This is a genomic window from Microbispora sp. CA-135349, assembly GCF_050947365.1.
Classification (GTDB): domain Bacteria; phylum Actinomycetota; class Actinomycetes; order Streptosporangiales; family Streptosporangiaceae; genus Microbispora.
In genome coordinates this window covers 4,501,611-4,515,933 of the sequence record NZ_CP192001.1, presented here as the reverse complement: position 1 = coordinate 4,515,933, position 14,323 = coordinate 4,501,611, and the positions used below count along the sequence as shown (strand labels likewise).

Below are 14,323 nucleotides of genomic sequence, written 5' to 3'. Positions count from 1 at the left end.
GTGGCGAGGCCGTCAGGACTGGGCGAACAACTGGTCGTAGGCGCCGGAGTGCCGGCAGCCGGCGGCGCGTCGCCGCCGCGCTGAGGCGCGTAGGCCGGATCGAGCATGGTCATTACCGTGTCGAGCCGTGTCCACGACTCCGGCAGCAGCCGCGTCGCGAGATGAGTGGACAGGTAGGCGGCGTGCATCAGCGTGCGTGTGCCCGGCACCTCGGCGAGCCCCAGTCGCGCGCGGAGCGACTCGGGCAGCGACGCCACGACGACGGCGCTGGCCGTGGGCCCGGCGAGCGCCCTGCCCGCCGCCCACACGGCCGGCCGGTCCCGTAGCAGAGGGGGTGGGAGCGGGCACCTGCGCGAACAGGCGGTCGAGGATGATGTGGACCGCTTCGGTGTTCTCCAGCCGCTCTTCCACGGCGCGCGCGTAGTAGCGCCAGAACTCCCGCATGGTGGGCGGCAGCTTGCCCCCGTAGGGGTCCATCAGGGCGAGGAACGCCCGGAACTCGGCGTACAGCCGGTCCAGGGCGGGGCCGTCGAGGGACTCGCCGCTCAGCCGGCACATCGTGACCGTGGACTCGAACAGCGTCGCCACCACCCAGGCGCGCGCCTCGGAGTCGGCGGCGTTGAACGGGCGGCCCTCCGCGTCGATACCGGTGATGCGGGCGTGCATGCGGTTGAGCCGGGCCGCCTCCCGCTGCCGCACCTGAATGTCGGGGTCGACCATCCGCTGCGCGCTGAGCACGGTGTTGCGCAGCCGCCGCCACGGGTGCGCGACGAAGGTCGAGTTGGTGATCAACGCCGCGCCGATCTGCGGGTGCGCGGCCTCCAGGACGATGGCCCGGGTCGCCACCAGCCCCCAGCGTGCCTGCCGGGTCAACCGGTGGAGCATCGATCCCGGGCCGAGCGGATCGGCGTCGGTTCCGGCTGCTGCTGCGTCGCTCATCGACATCCCTTTCCCGTAGGGGCCGGTGCCCGTACGCCGCCGAGCCGGCGCTCGCGCCGCCGGTAGGCCTCCAGGCACTCCCAGAAGTGCTCGGCCCGGAAGTCGGGCCACAGCACCCGGGGGAAGACCCATTCGGCGTACGCCACCTGCCACAGCATGAAGTTGGAGATCCGCTGCTCTCCGGAGGTGCGGATGACGCGGATGGCGCGCCGCACCAGGCGCAGCAGGACGTCGACCTCGGGGGCCGGGCGCCGCCAGTTCTCCGTTGAGAAGGCGTAGAGGCTCAACCACTCGACGCCGGCCGTGTGCGCCGCCTCGATGACGTCGATCACGGCGGCCTCCGCCGCCCGATGCCCCGCGGTGCGGGGCAGCGACCGTTGCGCGGCCCACCGGCCGTTCCCGTCCATGACACACGCCACGTGATGAGGGATGCCTCTCACACCCGTTCGTCGCGATCCCCTCCCCAGGTTCGGGAGGGAGGAGGAGGGTGATCCTCTCCGGAGACGGACTCTTTCACGTAGGGCGATTGATCGACTACTCAACGTCGGTAGCCGTGATCCTTACCCCGGCCCGACGGGCCCTAGGGTACGCCGACGCCATCCCGGCCGCGGCAGCTCGCATCGGCGCAGGTAAAGACGCCTTTTGTCCTGTTTACACCATTCTGGTGCGGTGTGTACCTTTAGGTGCCACGGCAATGGGTACCGGCGGTCTCCGCCTTCTCGTGTCCGTTGCCGTGTCGTTGCCCGGTCCACGCGATCAGGATGATCGCGCGGCCGCCGAATCCGCGTCCTGCGGAGCCGGGGACCCATTTCCTGGGGTGAATCGGGCGCAGCCCCCAGATGCGTCCGTAGGGCACTTCCTGCCCGAACCCGTCAGCTAACCCGGTAGGCGGCATGGAAGCAAGGAGTCAACCCCGTATGCCCACCCATCGGCTCTCCCTCGGCCGCCGGCCCTCCCGCCGGCGCCTGCGCTCCGCCCTCGCGGCGGCGACCCTCGCGGTCTCGGCCGCCTCGGCCAGCGTCACGGCGGCCGTCGTCCTGTCCGCCCCGGCCTACGCCAACCCGCACACGTACGGCCAGGACGTCTCCGGCTACGAGGCCGACCACGACTGGGTGAACAGCCGCGCGCAGTTCGGCTTCATCAAGGCCACCGAGGGCACGTCCTGGGTCGACTCGTCCTTCCCCCGGCACTGGCGGGAACTGGCCAAGAAGGGCATCGTCCGGGGTGTCTACCACTTCGGTCATCCCTCCAACGACCCGATCGCCGAGGCCGACCACTTCCTCGGCGTGGTGAACGCGCAGCCGAGCAAGCCCGGCGACATCCTGGTGCTCGACCTGGAGACCACCGACGGCGAGTCGGTCGCACACGTCAACAAGTGGGCCAAGACCTGGCTGGAGTACGTGACGGCCAAGACCGGGACCAGGCCGATGTTCTACAGCGGCTGGAACTTCGCGAACGAGTACGGCGGCGGCCTCGGCCAGTACCCGCTGTGGGTGGCCCACTACAGCAAGGCCCCGGGCGACATCACGCCGCCCGCCGACTGGAAGTCCTGGGCGATCCACCAGTACACCGACTCGCCCATCGACCAGAACGTCTCCGCGCTGACGCCCGCTGAGCTGCGCGCACTCGGCCGGCCCTGATCCGGCCCTGATCCGGCGCTGATCCGCTCTCGTGGCCCCGGGCACGTCCCGGGGCCACGACTCGCGACTCAGACGACCGCGCCCGATCCGTCGCGAGTGACGGGCCTGCGGCGCGGGGCGGCGGGAGCGGGCGGCGGCTGCGAGGTGCGCCTCTCCAGCGCGATCGCCACCGGCCCGGCCACGAACGACGACGACAGCGTGCCGACGATGATGCCGATCAGCAGGGCGACGGCGAAGTCGCGCAGCGAGTCGCCGCCGAACACCGCCAGCGCCGCCAGGATGAACAGCGCCCCGAGCCCGGTGTTGACGGTGCGCGGCACGGTCTGCAGGATCGCGGTGTTCACCACCCGGTGGAACGGCTCCCCGCGCCGCACCGGCCACAGCTCGCGCACCCGGTCGAAGAGCACGACCTTGTCGTTGACCGAATAGCCGATGATCGTGAGCATCGCGGCCAGGAAGACGCCGTCGATCGGCTTGCCGAGCCAGGCGAACGCGCCGACGACGACGGCCGCGTCCACGAACAGCGCCGCCACGGCCGCCGTGCCGAACGTCCACCGGAACCGCAACGCCAGGTAGACGAGCTGCGCCGCGAGCGCGACGGCGAGCGCGATGAGCGCGTTGCGGCGCAGTTCCTCGCCGAGGCTCGGCCCGATGAGCTCGTCGCGCTGCTTGGTGACGTCGCCCACGCGCCGGTCCAGCGCCTCCTCCATGCGGACCACGTCGTCGGCGCTGATCTGCCCGGTGCGCACCGAGATCGCGTCATCCGACCGCTGCACGACGGCCGAGGGGAACCCGGCGTCCGCAACCGCCTGCCTGGCCGTCGCGACGTCGACGGGCCTGCTCGTGCCGAACTCGACGATCCGGCCGCCGGTGAACTCGACGCCGTAGTTGAGGCCACGGGCGACCAGCCCGGCGCCCGCCAGCACGAGCAGCCCGGCCGCGACGGCGAGCCACAGCCGCCTGCCCCGCATCAGGTCCGGGTCACGCCGGGTCAGCCAGGTCCTGACCCGGCCGATCGAGCCGAGGCCGGACGCCCGCGGGCCGATCCTGCCGATGAGGGCGGCGGTGAGCACCCGGGTGATCAGCATCGCTGAGACCAGCGAGGCGAGCACGCCGATGGCCAGCGTCACGCCGAAGCCCTTCACCGGCCCGGACGCCAGCCAGAACAGGAGCCCGGCGGCGAGCAGGGTGGTGATGTTGGAGTCGGCGATCGCGCTCCAGGCGTTCTTGAAGCCACGGTCGAGGGCCGCCTTGAGGCCCCGGCGTGGCGCCTCGCCATACTCCTCCCTGGCCCGTTCGAAAACCAGCACGTTGGCGTCCACCGCCATGCCGATCGCCAGGACGAACCCGGCCAGGCCGGGCAGCGTGAGCGTGGCTCCCATGGCCACGAGCCCGGCGTACGAGATCAGGCCGTAGCAGGCGAGCGCGACCGCGGCCAGCACGCCCACCAGGCGGTAGACGACGCCGATGAACAGCGCGGTCAGGATGACCCCGACGATGCCGGCCTTGGCGCTCGCCGCGATGGCGTCGGCGCCGAGGGTCGGGCCGACCGTGCGCTGCTCGACCAGTTCCAGCGGCACCGGAAGCGAGCCACCCTTGACCAGCACCGCGAGGTTCTGGGCCTCCTGGGCCGTGAACGACCCGGTGATCTGCGTGGTGCCGCCGGGGATCCCGGCCTCGCAGGCCACCGTTTCCGCTACTTGCGGCGAGGAGATGACCTCGTTGTCGAGGACGATGGCGACACGGCGCTTGTGGTCGCCGACCGGCGCGCAGGCCGCCTTTCCGGTCAGCTCACGCCAGGGGCCGGGCTCCCTGAAGTCGATCGTGACGAACCAGCCGGGGCCCATCTGGGGGTCGGTGCGCGCGGCGGCGTCCGTGACGCCGGCGCCGCTGAGCGCGACCGGGCCGAGCTTCAGCTTCTGGCCGCTCTCGTCGGCGATCGCGTCCTTGTCTCCGTCCTCCGCGGGACCGAGCACGGAATGGAAGTTGAGCTGCGCGGTCTTGCCGATGACCTTCGCGGCCTCGCGCGGGTCGAGCACACCGGGCAGTTCGACGATGATCCGCTTCTCGCCGGAGCGGACCAGAGTGGGATCGACGACTCCGAGGGCGTCCGCCCTGCGCCGGAGCACGTCGAGGGCACGGTCGGTGGCGTCGGCGTCCGCCTTGACCGTGGGGGAGTCCTTCGTCTCGAAGACGAGCTGGGTGCCGCCGCGCAGGTCGAGGCCGAGGCGCGGGGCCATGGTGAGGGCGAGCAGCAGTGAGGTCGCGATGACGGCGAGCGCCGCCACCGCGCGCCACAGGGGCGCACGGGACATGAAGCCTCCACAGGCGTGACGAACTGGGAAAAGGTCTCAGTACGCCGTGGAGGGAGGAGCGCGGGCCGTAGCGGCCCGGCGCGGGCACTGGGCGGGCGGGCCGTCGTGGTGCGGCCCGGCCCGGGTGACCCGGGTGCCGCCGCGCGGCGCCGCCGGATTGGGCAGCACGACCGGCCCGCCGGACACGCCGGGGCCGCCCGCGCCCGCCTGGACGCGGGACGGGTCGCCGTTCGCGGGCCGCGTGGCGTGCGCCGGAGCGCAGGCCCGGACGTCCGTGAGCCGGGCGCCGTCACGCGCCGGGGACCAGGCGCGGGCCGCCTGGCGCACACCGCGTGTCCCGGCCGCCGGACGGACCGGAGCGAGGTGCGGGCCGGCGCCGTGTGGGAAGGCGCCGTGTGGGAAGGTGCTGTGCGGTGCGGCCACGCGATGCGGCGTCTCCAGCGCGGACGCGGGCACGCCGGCCGCGGTCAGGAAGATCGCGTGCAGCAGGAGCAGCAGCGCGGTGGTCAGCCTGCGTCGCACGATCCCTCCCTCCCACGCGACCCGGTCTTGCGGGCCACCGTAGCGGCTTCCGCGCGGGCGTGGCGCATGCCGTGCCGCATCCCCTGCCGGTAGGGACATGCCGCACGGGAGGGAAGGGGAAACGCACCCGGGCGTACGGGAACGGCGCCGGAAAACGGGGTACGCATCACGAATGCCGGGAATCGGGCGCGCACCGAACGTCACAAACGGGCAGCGGGAAACGCAGATGACCGTTTCGCGAAGGTGGGTTATGGTCGGTCTCATGGCGACCTCACGACGTGGCATGTGCGGGTCCACCGCCTTCACGTTGGTGGTGGGCCTGCTGATGCTCGCCCTCGCACTGGTCGCATCCACCCCCGCCTGGTACGGCGGCGATCCCGCTCAGCGCACGCCGCAGGGCGCCACCGAGCTGTGGACGATGGGAGCGTGGACGCCGCAGTCGGCGACCCTGCCCACCGGCGGCGCCGGTCCCGAGCACCTGCCGTTCCCGTTGCGGCCGCGCAACGCGGCGGTCACGGTGGCTCCCGTCTACGCACCGATGCCCGCCCGGGCCCACGAGGACATCGTCCTCAGCCCGCAGCAGACCGGGCACCGCACCGCCGGCTCACGCAGTCCACCACAGGTCCGCTGACCAAAGCCCGCTCGGAGCCCGCGGGAACCGCGGCACCGTCACGGCCCTCGTCGTCGCGCGCCTGATCCATGTCCGGCCATGCCGGATCGGTGCGCCGGGCGACCGGGACCGGTGACGCGCGCCGGCGTCCGCGCACCCGCTCACGCCCACCCGCACCCCGCCACACCGCTGTCCCGCCGTGCCCGTCGGCACGGCGCCGTCGGCGTGTCCCCGTGGGGAGCGGGTCGTCGTGACGCCGCGCTCCGAGCGGAGCCCCCGGCCGCCGCCACGCGGGCCCGCCCGCGTACTCATCTCGTGCACCGGCACCGGTGCGTCGAGGCGCGCACGCTCGCGCGCCGACTCATCCTTCACCTGGAGTGATGCCGCTTATGGCAGAGATCAGGTCGCCGCGCCTCCTCATGGAGGAGTGCCGGCGGTACACCGCGCAGCTGTCCGAGCTGCGCATGCTCCTCGAGGAGCGGCTCCACGCCGCCCGGGCCGAGCTGGCCCGGACGCGCGATCCGTACGACGTGGCGTCGTCCGTCGTGGCACGCCCGTCCGCCGCGCGCGTACGGCAGGCGCGTCTCGACGTCGCCGCGATCGAGGCGGCGCTGGAGCGGATGGACCGGGGCCTGTACGGCACCTGCACCCGATGCGAGGCGTTCCTGCCGCTCGACCGGCTCCGGCTCGCGCCGCACGTGCAGCAGTGCGCGGCCTGCGCCGGCGAAGCCCGGATGACGGCATGACGGTCATGACCGGCATGACCGGTGTCAACGGGAGGAGAGGCGGGGAACCGGCCCTGGCTCTCGACCTCGGCACCGCGCGGACCCGGCTGCTGCTGTCCGGCAGCACGGCGGTCAAGGAGCGTCCGTCGGCATGCGGCGAACCGGGGGCGCGCCGGTGGCCGGTGCGGCACGGCATGGTGGCCGACATGCCGGGATGCGCCCGGCTGGTCCGCACGGCGCTGCTCGACGTGGTGACCGAGCGGCACCCGCCCCTGGAACGCGTTCTGCTCGGCGTGCCCGTCGCGGCCTCGCGACTGGACCGGCGAGCCGCGTACGCGGCCGTCAACAGCGCCGCCCGCTGCCGGGTGACGATCGTCGAGGAGCCGCTGGCCGCGGCGGTCGGCTGCGGCCTGGACATCGCCGATCCGAGGCCCCGGCTCCTGCTCGACCTGGGGGCGGGGATCGCCGAGGCGGTCGTCATCCGCTCAGGAGAGATCGCCGACGCGGGCGCCGTACAGGTGGCCGCGGGCGATCCGGCGGAGGGCGCCGGCTGCCCGCCGTACGCGCGGGAACGCGTCGTGGCGATGGTCGCCGACCTGGTCGCGCGCGTTCCCGCCGCCCTGCGGGGCATCGCCAGGCAGCAGGGCCTGCTGATCACGGGCGGCGGCGCCCACGACCCGGAGCTGGCCCGCAAGCTCTGCGCGGAGCTGCGGATCACCGTCAGCCCCGCACCCGATCCCGCGAACGCGACCGTCAGAGGGCTGGCCTGCCTGCTGTCCACGGTCCGGCACCGCACCCCCGGCATGTCTGCCATCGGACGAAAGGACGTCGACGATGACCACCAGTGACGAGTTCACCGCCATCAGCCAGCCGCAGATGCAGGCGATGCGAGCGGACCTGCAGGAGCAGCTCCAGTGGCGTGAGGTGCAGCTGCGCGACCTGCGGGCCGACGTCGGCGGCGGCAACGAGGACACCGCCAAGCTCGCCCTGCTCGCCGACGTCGCCGCCACCGAGCGGGCGGTCGCCGAGCTGCGCAAGGCGCTGGAGCGGATCGACGAGGGGAGCTACGGCCGGTGCGCCGACTGCGCCGCGGTCATCCCGTTCGGCCGGTTGAAGATCCGGCCGATGGCCCGCTACTGCATCACCTGCCAGCGGCGTCACGAGGCCCGCTGACGCCTGCGCCGCTCCGCCCCCGGGCCCGCCCGCCGGGACTTCCACCGAGCGGGAGGGCGGGGGCGGACCGGCGCCCGGCTTCCTGCGCCCGGTCTCCTGTCCCGGGCCGCCGTCACGATGGGCGGCGGCCGTCAGCGGGATCCGGAGAGCCGAGCACCGGACAGTTGAGCACCGGGCAGTTGAGCACCGGGCAGTTGAGTGCCGGACAGTTGAGCGCGGTGGAGCCGGGCGTACGCGCCTCCCGCCGCCAGCAGCTCGTCGTGCGTGCCCTGCTCGACGATCCGCCCCTCGTCCATCACGAGGATCAGGTCGGCGTTCCTGATGGTCGACAGCCGGTGGGCGATGACGAAACCGGTGCGCCCGGCCCGCAGCGAGGTCATGGCCCGCTGCACCAGCACCTCGGTACGGGTGTCGAGCGCGCTGGTGGCCTCGTCGAGCACCAGGATCGGGGGATCGGCCAGGAACGCGCGGGCGATGGTGACGAGCTGGCGCTCGCCGGCGCTCAGCCCTTCGCCGTCGTCGTCGATCACCGTGTCGTACCCGTCGGGCAGCGTGCGTACGAGGTGGTCGACGCCGGTGGCCCTGGCCACCTCGACGATCCGCTCCCGCGGCACGTCGCCGGCGCCGTACGCGATGTTGTCGGCGATCGTGCCGTGCCGCAGCCAGGTGTCCTGCAGCACCATGCCGATCCTGGTGCGCAGCGCCTGCCGGGGCACCCGGGCGATGTCCACCCCGTCGACGGTGATCCGCCCGCCCGTGACGTCGTAGAAGCGCATGAGCAGGTTGATCAGCGTGGTCTTGCCCGCGCCCGTCGGGCCGACGATCGCGACGGTCTGCCCCGGTTCCGCGACCAGGGACAGGTCTTCGATGAGGGGACGGTCCGGCGCGTACCGGAACGAGACGTTCTCGAAGGTCACCCGCCCGGTGGTGGCGGCCGGAAGCCGGACGGGGTCGGCGACGGGCTCCTCCTCGTCCTCGTCGAGCAGCTCGAAGATCCGCCCGGCCGAGGCGATCACCGACTGCAGGAGGGTGGACATCGACGTGACCTGGTTGACCGGCTGCCCGAACTGCAGGCAGTACTGGATGAACGCCTGCACGTCGCCGACCGACAGCGCGCCGGCCGCCACCCGCAGGCCGCCGATCACGGCGACGAGCACGTAGTTGAGGTTCATGACGAGCGACATCGACGGGCCGATCAGGCTGGACAGCAGCTGCGCCCGGAACCCCGCGCGGAACACCGCGTCGTTGCGCTCGCCGAACTCGCCTGCGGCCTGGCGCCGCCGGCCGAAGACCCTGACCAGGGCGTGCCCGGTGTAGGTCTCCTCGATGTGCGCGTTGAGCCGGCCCGTGGCGGCGAACTGCTCGGCGAACCTCGGCTGCGCCCGCCTGCCGACCGCCCTGGCCGCCACGACGGACAGCGGCACCATGACCACTGAGACCAGGGCGAGCAGCGGCGAGGTCCACACCATCATCGCGAGCACGCCGACGAGCGTGAGCAGCGCGGTGACCGCCACGCCGAGCACCTGCTGCAGCGTCTGGCCGACGTTGTCGACGTCGTTGGTGGCGCGCGAGAGCACCTCGCCCCGCTGCCGCCCGTCGAAGTAGGCCAGCGGCAGCCGCGCGAGCTTGGCCTGGGTCCGCTCCCGCAGCCGGAAGACCAGCCGCTGGGCGATGGCCGCGGTCGTCCGCTGCTGGACGAAGGCGAGGACGAACGCGGCCAGGTAGCAGGCGAGGGCGCCCAGCAGGACCCGGCCGGTCGCGGCGAAGTCCACCCCGCGGTGCCCGGACACGGCCGACAGCACCAGGTCGGTGGCCGCGCCGAGCAGCCGGGGGACCGCCACGGTCAGGGTCACGGCCGCGGCCGCGCAGACCAGGGCGGCCAGGGCGAGGGGGAGTTCGGGGCGGGCCGTCTCCAGCAGACGCCGGACGGCGCCTCGCCTCCGGGCTGTCATGCGGCCACCTCCTGGCCTTTCTGGGAGAACACGATCTCGCGGTAGGCGGGGCACGAGGTCATCAGCTCCTCGTGGGTGCCCGATCCGGCGACGCGGCCCTCGTCGAGCACCACCGTCCGGTCGGCGTGCCGGATCGAGGAGATCCGCTGGGCGACCAGAACGACGGCGACGTCGCGGGTCTCCCGGGCGAGGGCGTCGGCGAGGGCCCGCTCGGTGAGCGGGTCGAGCGCGGAGAACGGGTCGTCGAGCAGCAGCACCCGGGGACGGGCGACCAGGGCCCGCGCCACCGTCAGGCGCTGCCGCTGGCCGCCGGACAGCGACGCGCCACCCTGTCCGAGCGGCGTCTCCAGACCCTCCGGCAGCGCCTCGACGAAGTCGCGCGCCTGGGCGACCTCCAGCGCCTGCCACAGCTCGGCGTCCGTCGCCCCGGGCCTGCCGTACCTGAGGTTGCCGGCGATGGTGCCGGAGAACAGGTACGGCCGCTGCGGCACCAGGGCGACGACGCCGGCCGGCTCATCCGGAGGCAGCGACGCGAGGTCCGTCCCGTCGAGCAGCACCCGGCCGCCGGTCGGGTCGAGCAGCCGGGCCACGAGGTTCAGCAGAGTGGTCTTGCCCGAGCCGGTGGAGCCGACGACCGCGACGGTCTCGCCGGGGCGGACGAGCAGGCTCACGCCGCGCAGCACCGGCTCCTCGGCCCCCGGATAGCGCACGTGCGCGTCGCGGATCTCCACCTCGCCCTCCCAAGACCGGCCTCGCCGGGCCGGACTGTTGCCGAGCGGTTCCGTCCCGGTTTCCAGCACCTCGCGCACCCGGAGGGCGGAGACCCGGGCCCGCGGCGCGGCCAGGACGGTGAAGGTCGCGAGCAGGGCGGACCCCAGGATCACGGCCAGGTAGTTGAGGAACGCCACCAGCGAGCCCACCTGGGTCACGCCGTCGTCGACGAGGTGCCCGCCGTACCAGACGACCGCCACGCCGCAGAGGTTGCCGATCAGCATGCCGGCGGGATACATCACGGCAGCCAGCCGCGCCGCGCGTACGGACGCGTCCAGCAACGCGTCGTTGGCCTCGGCGAACCTGGCGCGTTCGCGCTCCTCGGCGGCGAACGCCCGGACGACCCGGACGCCGGCGATCTGCTCGCGGACGAGCCGGTTGACCTGGTCGACGCCGCGCTGCGTCGCCTGTGCCAGCGGGGTGAGCCGTCGCAGGATCGCCCACAGGACGACCGACAGCGCGGGCAGCGCGACCAGCAGCAGCGTGGACAGGCGCAGGTCCTGCCGCAGCGCCATGACCACCCCGCCGAGGAAGATCATCGGCGTCGCGGCCAGGCCGGTCAGTCCCATGAAGACCAGCGTCTGCACCTGCTGGACGTCGCCGACGGTGCGGGTGATCAGGGACGGCACGCCGAAGCGGGCCACCTCCCGGGAGGAGAACGACTGGACCTTCGCGTAGACGGCCGCGCGGAGGTCCTGGCCGACGGCGGTGGCGGTCCTGGCGGCGAGGACTCCCACCACGGCCGAGCACAGGACCTGTGCCAATGTCCCGGCCGCCATGAGGCCGCCCAGACGCACGATCAGCCCGGTGTCGCCGCGCAGCACGCCGTCGTCGATGAGCGTGGCGTTGATCGTGGGCAGCAGGAGGGCGGCGAGCGCCTGCGCGATCTGGAGCACGCCGATCAGTGCGACCGCGCCTCGGCGGGGCCGCAGGGCGGAGCGGATCAGGGAGCCCATCTCAGCCCCCGTACGGCCGGGCCGCCCGCGCCTCGCGCAGGGCCCGGCCGAACCAGACGAGCTCGTCGAGCATGACCTTGGCGGCGCCTTCGGGGCCCGCGGGGTCCTTCGGCCAGTTGCCCTCCGCGTCGAACAGCGTCCAGGGGCTCTGGAAGGCGACCGAGTCGCGGATCGTCACCGCGTGCAGCTCGGCGAAGACCAGCCGGAGCTGCTCGACGGCCCGTAGGCCGCTGGACATGCCGCCGTAGCAGACGAATCCGACGGGCTTGGCCGCCCACTCCCGGTGGTAGCTGTCGATCATCAGTTTGAGCGATGCGGGGAAGCTGCGGTTGTACTCCGGGGTCACGACGACGAAGGCGTCGGCGGCCTCCACCCGGGGCTGGAGCCCCGTGACCTCCTCCGGCTTCTGGCCGCCGAAGTGCCCGCGCAGCCCGTCGGGGAGCCGGGTCTCGGCCAGGTCGATCACGTCGAGCGCGACGTCGTCACGCCGCTCGGCCTGGCCGGCCAACCAGTTCGCCACGAGGGGCGCGACCCTCCCGTCCCGGACACTGCCGATGATCATCGCGACACTGAGCCGGTCTTCTCCGGACATGGTCTCCTCCATGAGGTGAGTACGTCGTACGCAACGAGTACACCGTACGCGCAGATGCGTACAGCGTACAAGTCGGAGTACGATGTACTCAGCGAACGGGAGGGGCATGGCGATGGCCGGGAAGAAAGCGGACGATGTGGACGACGGCGCTCACGAGTCGATCTGGCAGCGGATGGAGCGCCCCGCCCGGCCTCCCCGCGCGGCGCTGACCCACACGCAGATCGCCGCGGCGGCCGTGGAGATCGCCGACGCGGAGGGGCTCGACGCCGTCTCGATGCGCCGGCTGGCCGAGCGGCTCGGCGTCGCCACCATGGGCCTGTACCGCTATGTGCGCGGCAAGGACGACGTGATCGAGCTGATGGTGGACACGGTCTACGCCGAGGAGGCGCGGGCCGCGGAGGGCCGCGACTGGCGGGAGGTCCTGCGGGTGTCCGCGCTGCGGCTGCGGGCCCTCATGCTGCGCCACCCCTGGCTGGTGGAGACCACGGCCCAGGCGGGGCCGCTGACGCCCAATTTCGTCGCGCGGACCGACCGCCTGCTCGCGTCGCTCGACGGCCTCGGCCTCGACGCCGACACGGCGATGACCGTCGTCGGCACGGTCACGGCGTTCGTCACCGGGGCGACCACCGCCCGCATCAGGATGGCCCGGCTCATGCGCAAGGAGGGCGCGGAGAAGATGGACGACCTGCGCGGCCTCTATTCGTCACGGATGAGGTGGCTGCTGGAGTCGGGCCGCTATCCCGCGTTCGAGCGCTACATCCGCGAGGGCGTGAGGAAGGACGACGACGACTGGCAGTTCGAGCTGGGGCTGGACAGCGTCCTCGACGGCGTCGCCGCCCGCCTGAAGATCTGAGGGCGGGTTCCATCGGCCGGGAGTGCCCTGACATGCGGCCGTCGGCTCCACGCACCATCATTGACGGCATCTGACCGACGAGCGTGACACGGAGGACTCCCAGATGAGCAACGAGGTCCTGGACGCGGTTCGGGCGCTGTTGCCGAAGATCGCCGAACGGGCCCGGTCCACGGACGAGGACCGGCGGGTCCCGGCGGAGTCGATCGGGGAGCTGGTTCGGGCCGGGGTCTTCCGGATGCTGCAGCCCAAGAGGTACGGCGGCGCGGAGAGCGACCCGGTGAGCTTCTACGAGGTGGTCAGGGAGCTCTCGGCGGTGTGCGGGTCCACCGGCTGGACGGTCGCCGTGCTCGGCGTGCACCCCTGGCAGCTCGCCCTGTTCGACGAGGCCGCCCAGGACGAGGTGTGGGGGAGCGACCAGGACGCGCTGATCTCCTCGTCGTACGCGCCGGTCGGGCGGCTCGTCCCCGCCGAGGGCGGCTACCGCCTGTCCGGCAGATGGCGGTTCTCCTCCGGCTGTGAGCACGCGTCGTGGGCCATGGTGGGCGGCCTGGTCCTCGGCGACCGGGGCAGGCCGGTGGACTTCATGACCGTGCTGGTGCCCCGCTCCGACTACCTGATCGACGACGTGTGGGACGTCATCGGGCTGCGCGGCACGGGCAGCAACGACATCATCGTCGAGGACGCCTTCGTGCCCGCGCACCGCGTGATGCGCAACCACGAGATGGCGCAGCTGCGCGGCCCCGGCCAGAAGGTGAACACCGGGCCGCTCTACCGCATCCCGTTCGGCGCCGTGTTCACCACCACGATCACCGCCCCGGTCATCGGGATGGCCGCCGGCTGCTACCGGTCGTACGTGACCGCGATGCGCGACCGCGTACGGCTCAGCCTGGACGGCGGCCGGTTCACCGAGGACCAGTTCGCGCAGGTGGCGGTGGCCCGGGCGGCGTCGGAGATCGATGCCGCGATCCTGCAGACCGACCGCAACATCCGCGAGGTGTACGAGCACGCGGTGCGGGGCGAGACGATTCCGGTGGAGCTGCGGCTGCGTGCCCGCCGGGACCAGGTCCGCGCCACCGAGCGGGCGCTCGAGGCGATCGACATCCTGTTCAAGACGGCCGGGGGCAACTCCCTCAGCCGGGGCAACCCGATCGAGCGGGCCTGGCGGGATGCCCACGCCGGCAGCGTCCACGTGGCCAACGACGTCGAGCGGGCCCTCGCGATGTACGGCAAGGGCGAGTTCGGCCTGACCGTCGAGGACAACCTCATCTGAGGCAT

The 14,323-nt window shown here is 72.8% G+C and carries 14 protein-coding genes and 1 riboswitch; of the genes, 7 read left to right on the top strand and 7 right to left on the bottom strand.

Annotated features, from left to right (window positions below; genetic code table 11):
* Positions 1 to 12: 12 nt before the first annotated feature.
* Both ACQPZZ_RS21095 and ACQPZZ_RS21090 read right to left on the bottom strand, forming a co-directional pair.
* On the bottom strand, positions 13 to 939 hold the full coding sequence (locus ACQPZZ_RS21095) for an oxygenase MpaB family protein (protein ID WP_432920781.1): 927 nt from the start codon (positions 937 to 939) through the stop codon (positions 13 to 15).
* Positions 936 to 1,346, bottom strand: coding sequence for an undecaprenyl diphosphate synthase family protein (locus ACQPZZ_RS21090; RefSeq protein ID WP_432920778.1), 411 nt, complete (start codon positions 1,344 to 1,346; stop codon positions 936 to 938). Before ACQPZZ_RS21090 ends, ACQPZZ_RS21095 begins: the two co-directional genes overlap by 4 nt.
* 357 nt (positions 1,347 to 1,703) lie before the next feature.
* Positions 1,704 to 1,845, top strand: a riboswitch (cyclic di-AMP (ydaO/yuaA leader).
* Between the two features lie 11 nt (positions 1,846 to 1,856).
* On the opposite strand from ACQPZZ_RS21090, the gene ACQPZZ_RS21085 reads away from it, so the two are divergent.
* Positions 1,857 to 2,579 (top strand): glycoside hydrolase family 25 protein, encoded by a 723-nt coding sequence (locus ACQPZZ_RS21085; protein WP_432920775.1) that lies wholly within the window; start codon positions 1,857 to 1,859, stop codon positions 2,577 to 2,579.
* Positions 2,580 to 2,647: 68 nt separating this feature from the next.
* On the opposite strand, the gene secD is transcribed toward ACQPZZ_RS21085, so the two are convergent.
* Positions 2,648 to 4,894 carry a protein translocase subunit SecD gene (gene secD, locus ACQPZZ_RS21080; protein WP_432920772.1) on the bottom strand — a complete coding sequence of 749 codons (2,247 nt, stop codon included), beginning with the start codon at positions 4,892 to 4,894 and terminating at the stop codon, positions 2,648 to 2,650.
* A 36-nt stretch (positions 4,895 to 4,930) separates the two neighbouring features.
* On the bottom strand, positions 4,931 to 5,416 hold the full coding sequence (locus ACQPZZ_RS21075; RefSeq protein ID WP_432920769.1) for a hypothetical protein: 486 nt from the start codon (positions 5,414 to 5,416) through the stop codon (positions 4,931 to 4,933).
* Positions 5,417 to 5,678: 262 nt separating this feature from the next.
* Between ACQPZZ_RS21075 and ACQPZZ_RS21070 the strand changes: the two genes are divergently transcribed.
* The 4 genes from ACQPZZ_RS21070 (at position 5,679) to ACQPZZ_RS21055 (ending at position 7,924) form a co-directional block, all read left to right on the top strand.
* On the top strand, positions 5,679 to 6,047 hold the full coding sequence (locus ACQPZZ_RS21070) for a hypothetical protein (RefSeq protein ID WP_432920766.1): 369 nt from the start codon (positions 5,679 to 5,681) through the stop codon (positions 6,045 to 6,047).
* A 368-nt stretch (positions 6,048 to 6,415) separates the two neighbouring features.
* Positions 6,416 to 6,772, top strand: a complete 357-nt coding sequence (locus tag ACQPZZ_RS21065; protein WP_432920763.1) for a TraR/DksA family transcriptional regulator — start codon at positions 6,416 to 6,418, stop codon at positions 6,770 to 6,772.
* Entirely contained in the window at positions 6,769 to 7,599 is an 831-nt protein-coding gene (locus ACQPZZ_RS21060) for a rod shape-determining protein (protein ID WP_432920760.1), read from the top strand. The genes ACQPZZ_RS21065 and ACQPZZ_RS21060 overlap by 4 nt, the downstream gene beginning before the upstream one ends.
* A complete protein-coding gene (locus tag ACQPZZ_RS21055) occupies positions 7,586 to 7,924 on the top strand; it encodes a TraR/DksA family transcriptional regulator (RefSeq protein ID WP_363647161.1) in 339 nt (112 codons plus the stop codon). The genes ACQPZZ_RS21060 and ACQPZZ_RS21055 overlap by 14 nt, the downstream gene beginning before the upstream one ends.
* 131 nt (positions 7,925 to 8,055) lie before the next feature.
* Here the strand turns inward: ACQPZZ_RS21055 and ACQPZZ_RS21050 are convergent, their stop codons facing one another.
* Genes ACQPZZ_RS21050 through ACQPZZ_RS21040 form a run of 3 tightly spaced genes read right to left on the bottom strand, consistent with a single transcriptional unit; the run spans position 8,056 to position 12,195 of the window.
* Positions 8,056 to 9,876, bottom strand: coding sequence for an ABC transporter transmembrane domain-containing protein (locus ACQPZZ_RS21050; RefSeq protein WP_432920756.1), 1,821 nt, complete (start codon positions 9,874 to 9,876; stop codon positions 8,056 to 8,058).
* On the bottom strand, positions 9,873 to 11,603 hold the full coding sequence (locus tag ACQPZZ_RS21045) for an ABC transporter ATP-binding protein (protein ID WP_432920753.1): 1,731 nt from the start codon (positions 11,601 to 11,603) through the stop codon (positions 9,873 to 9,875). Before ACQPZZ_RS21045 ends, ACQPZZ_RS21050 begins: the two co-directional genes overlap by 4 nt.
* A 1-nt stretch (position 11,604) precedes the next feature.
* A complete protein-coding gene (locus ACQPZZ_RS21040; RefSeq protein WP_432920750.1) occupies positions 11,605 to 12,195 on the bottom strand; it encodes an NADPH-dependent FMN reductase in 591 nt (196 codons plus the stop codon).
* Positions 12,196 to 12,307: 112 nt separating this feature from the next.
* Between ACQPZZ_RS21040 and ACQPZZ_RS21035 the strand changes: the two genes are divergently transcribed.
* Complete coding sequence (locus ACQPZZ_RS21035; RefSeq protein ID WP_432920747.1) at positions 12,308 to 13,048, top strand: TetR/AcrR family transcriptional regulator; 741 nt, start codon at positions 12,308 to 12,310, stop codon at positions 13,046 to 13,048.
* A 103-nt stretch (positions 13,049 to 13,151) separates the two neighbouring features.
* Entirely contained in the window at positions 13,152 to 14,318 is a 1,167-nt protein-coding gene (gene hsaA, locus ACQPZZ_RS21030) for a 3-hydroxy-9,10-secoandrosta-1,3,5(10)-triene-9,17-dione monooxygenase oxygenase subunit (protein ID WP_432920744.1), read from the top strand.
* The last annotated feature ends 5 nt before the right edge of the window (positions 14,319 to 14,323 follow it).

What these genes read in the sequence shown, in the direction of transcription:
- ACQPZZ_RS21060 (WP_432920760.1), top strand. Translation starts at nt 6,769, where the DNA reads ATGACGGTCATGACCGGCATGACCGGTGTCAACGGGAGGAGAGGCGGG.
- ACQPZZ_RS21040 (WP_432920750.1), bottom strand. Translation starts at nt 12,195, where the DNA reads ATGTCCGGAGAAGACCGGCTCAGTGTCGCGATGATCATCGGCAGTGTC.
- ACQPZZ_RS21065 (WP_432920763.1), top strand. Translation starts at nt 6,416, where the DNA reads ATGGCAGAGATCAGGTCGCCGCGCCTCCTCATGGAGGAGTGCCGGCGG.
- ACQPZZ_RS21095 (WP_432920781.1), bottom strand. Translation starts at nt 939, where the DNA reads ATGAGCGACGCAGCAGCAGCCGGAACCGACGCCGATCCGCTCGGCCCG.
- secD (WP_432920772.1), bottom strand. Translation starts at nt 4,894, where the DNA reads ATGTCCCGTGCGCCCCTGTGGCGCGCGGTGGCGGCGCTCGCCGTCATC.
- ACQPZZ_RS21090 (WP_432920778.1), bottom strand. Translation starts at nt 1,346, where the DNA reads ATGGACGGGAACGGCCGGTGGGCCGCGCAACGGTCGCTGCCCCGCACC.
- ACQPZZ_RS21070 (WP_432920766.1), top strand. Translation starts at nt 5,679, where the DNA reads ATGGCGACCTCACGACGTGGCATGTGCGGGTCCACCGCCTTCACGTTG.
- ACQPZZ_RS21055 (WP_363647161.1), top strand. Translation starts at nt 7,586, where the DNA reads ATGACCACCAGTGACGAGTTCACCGCCATCAGCCAGCCGCAGATGCAG.
- hsaA (WP_432920744.1), top strand. Translation starts at nt 13,152, where the DNA reads ATGAGCAACGAGGTCCTGGACGCGGTTCGGGCGCTGTTGCCGAAGATC.
- ACQPZZ_RS21085 (WP_432920775.1), top strand. Translation starts at nt 1,857, where the DNA reads ATGCCCACCCATCGGCTCTCCCTCGGCCGCCGGCCCTCCCGCCGGCGC.
- ACQPZZ_RS21045 (WP_432920753.1), bottom strand. Translation starts at nt 11,603, where the DNA reads ATGGGCTCCCTGATCCGCTCCGCCCTGCGGCCCCGCCGAGGCGCGGTC.
- ACQPZZ_RS21035 (WP_432920747.1), top strand. Translation starts at nt 12,308, where the DNA reads ATGGCCGGGAAGAAAGCGGACGATGTGGACGACGGCGCTCACGAGTCG.
- ACQPZZ_RS21050 (WP_432920756.1), bottom strand. Translation starts at nt 9,876, where the DNA reads ATGACAGCCCGGAGGCGAGGCGCCGTCCGGCGTCTGCTGGAGACGGCC.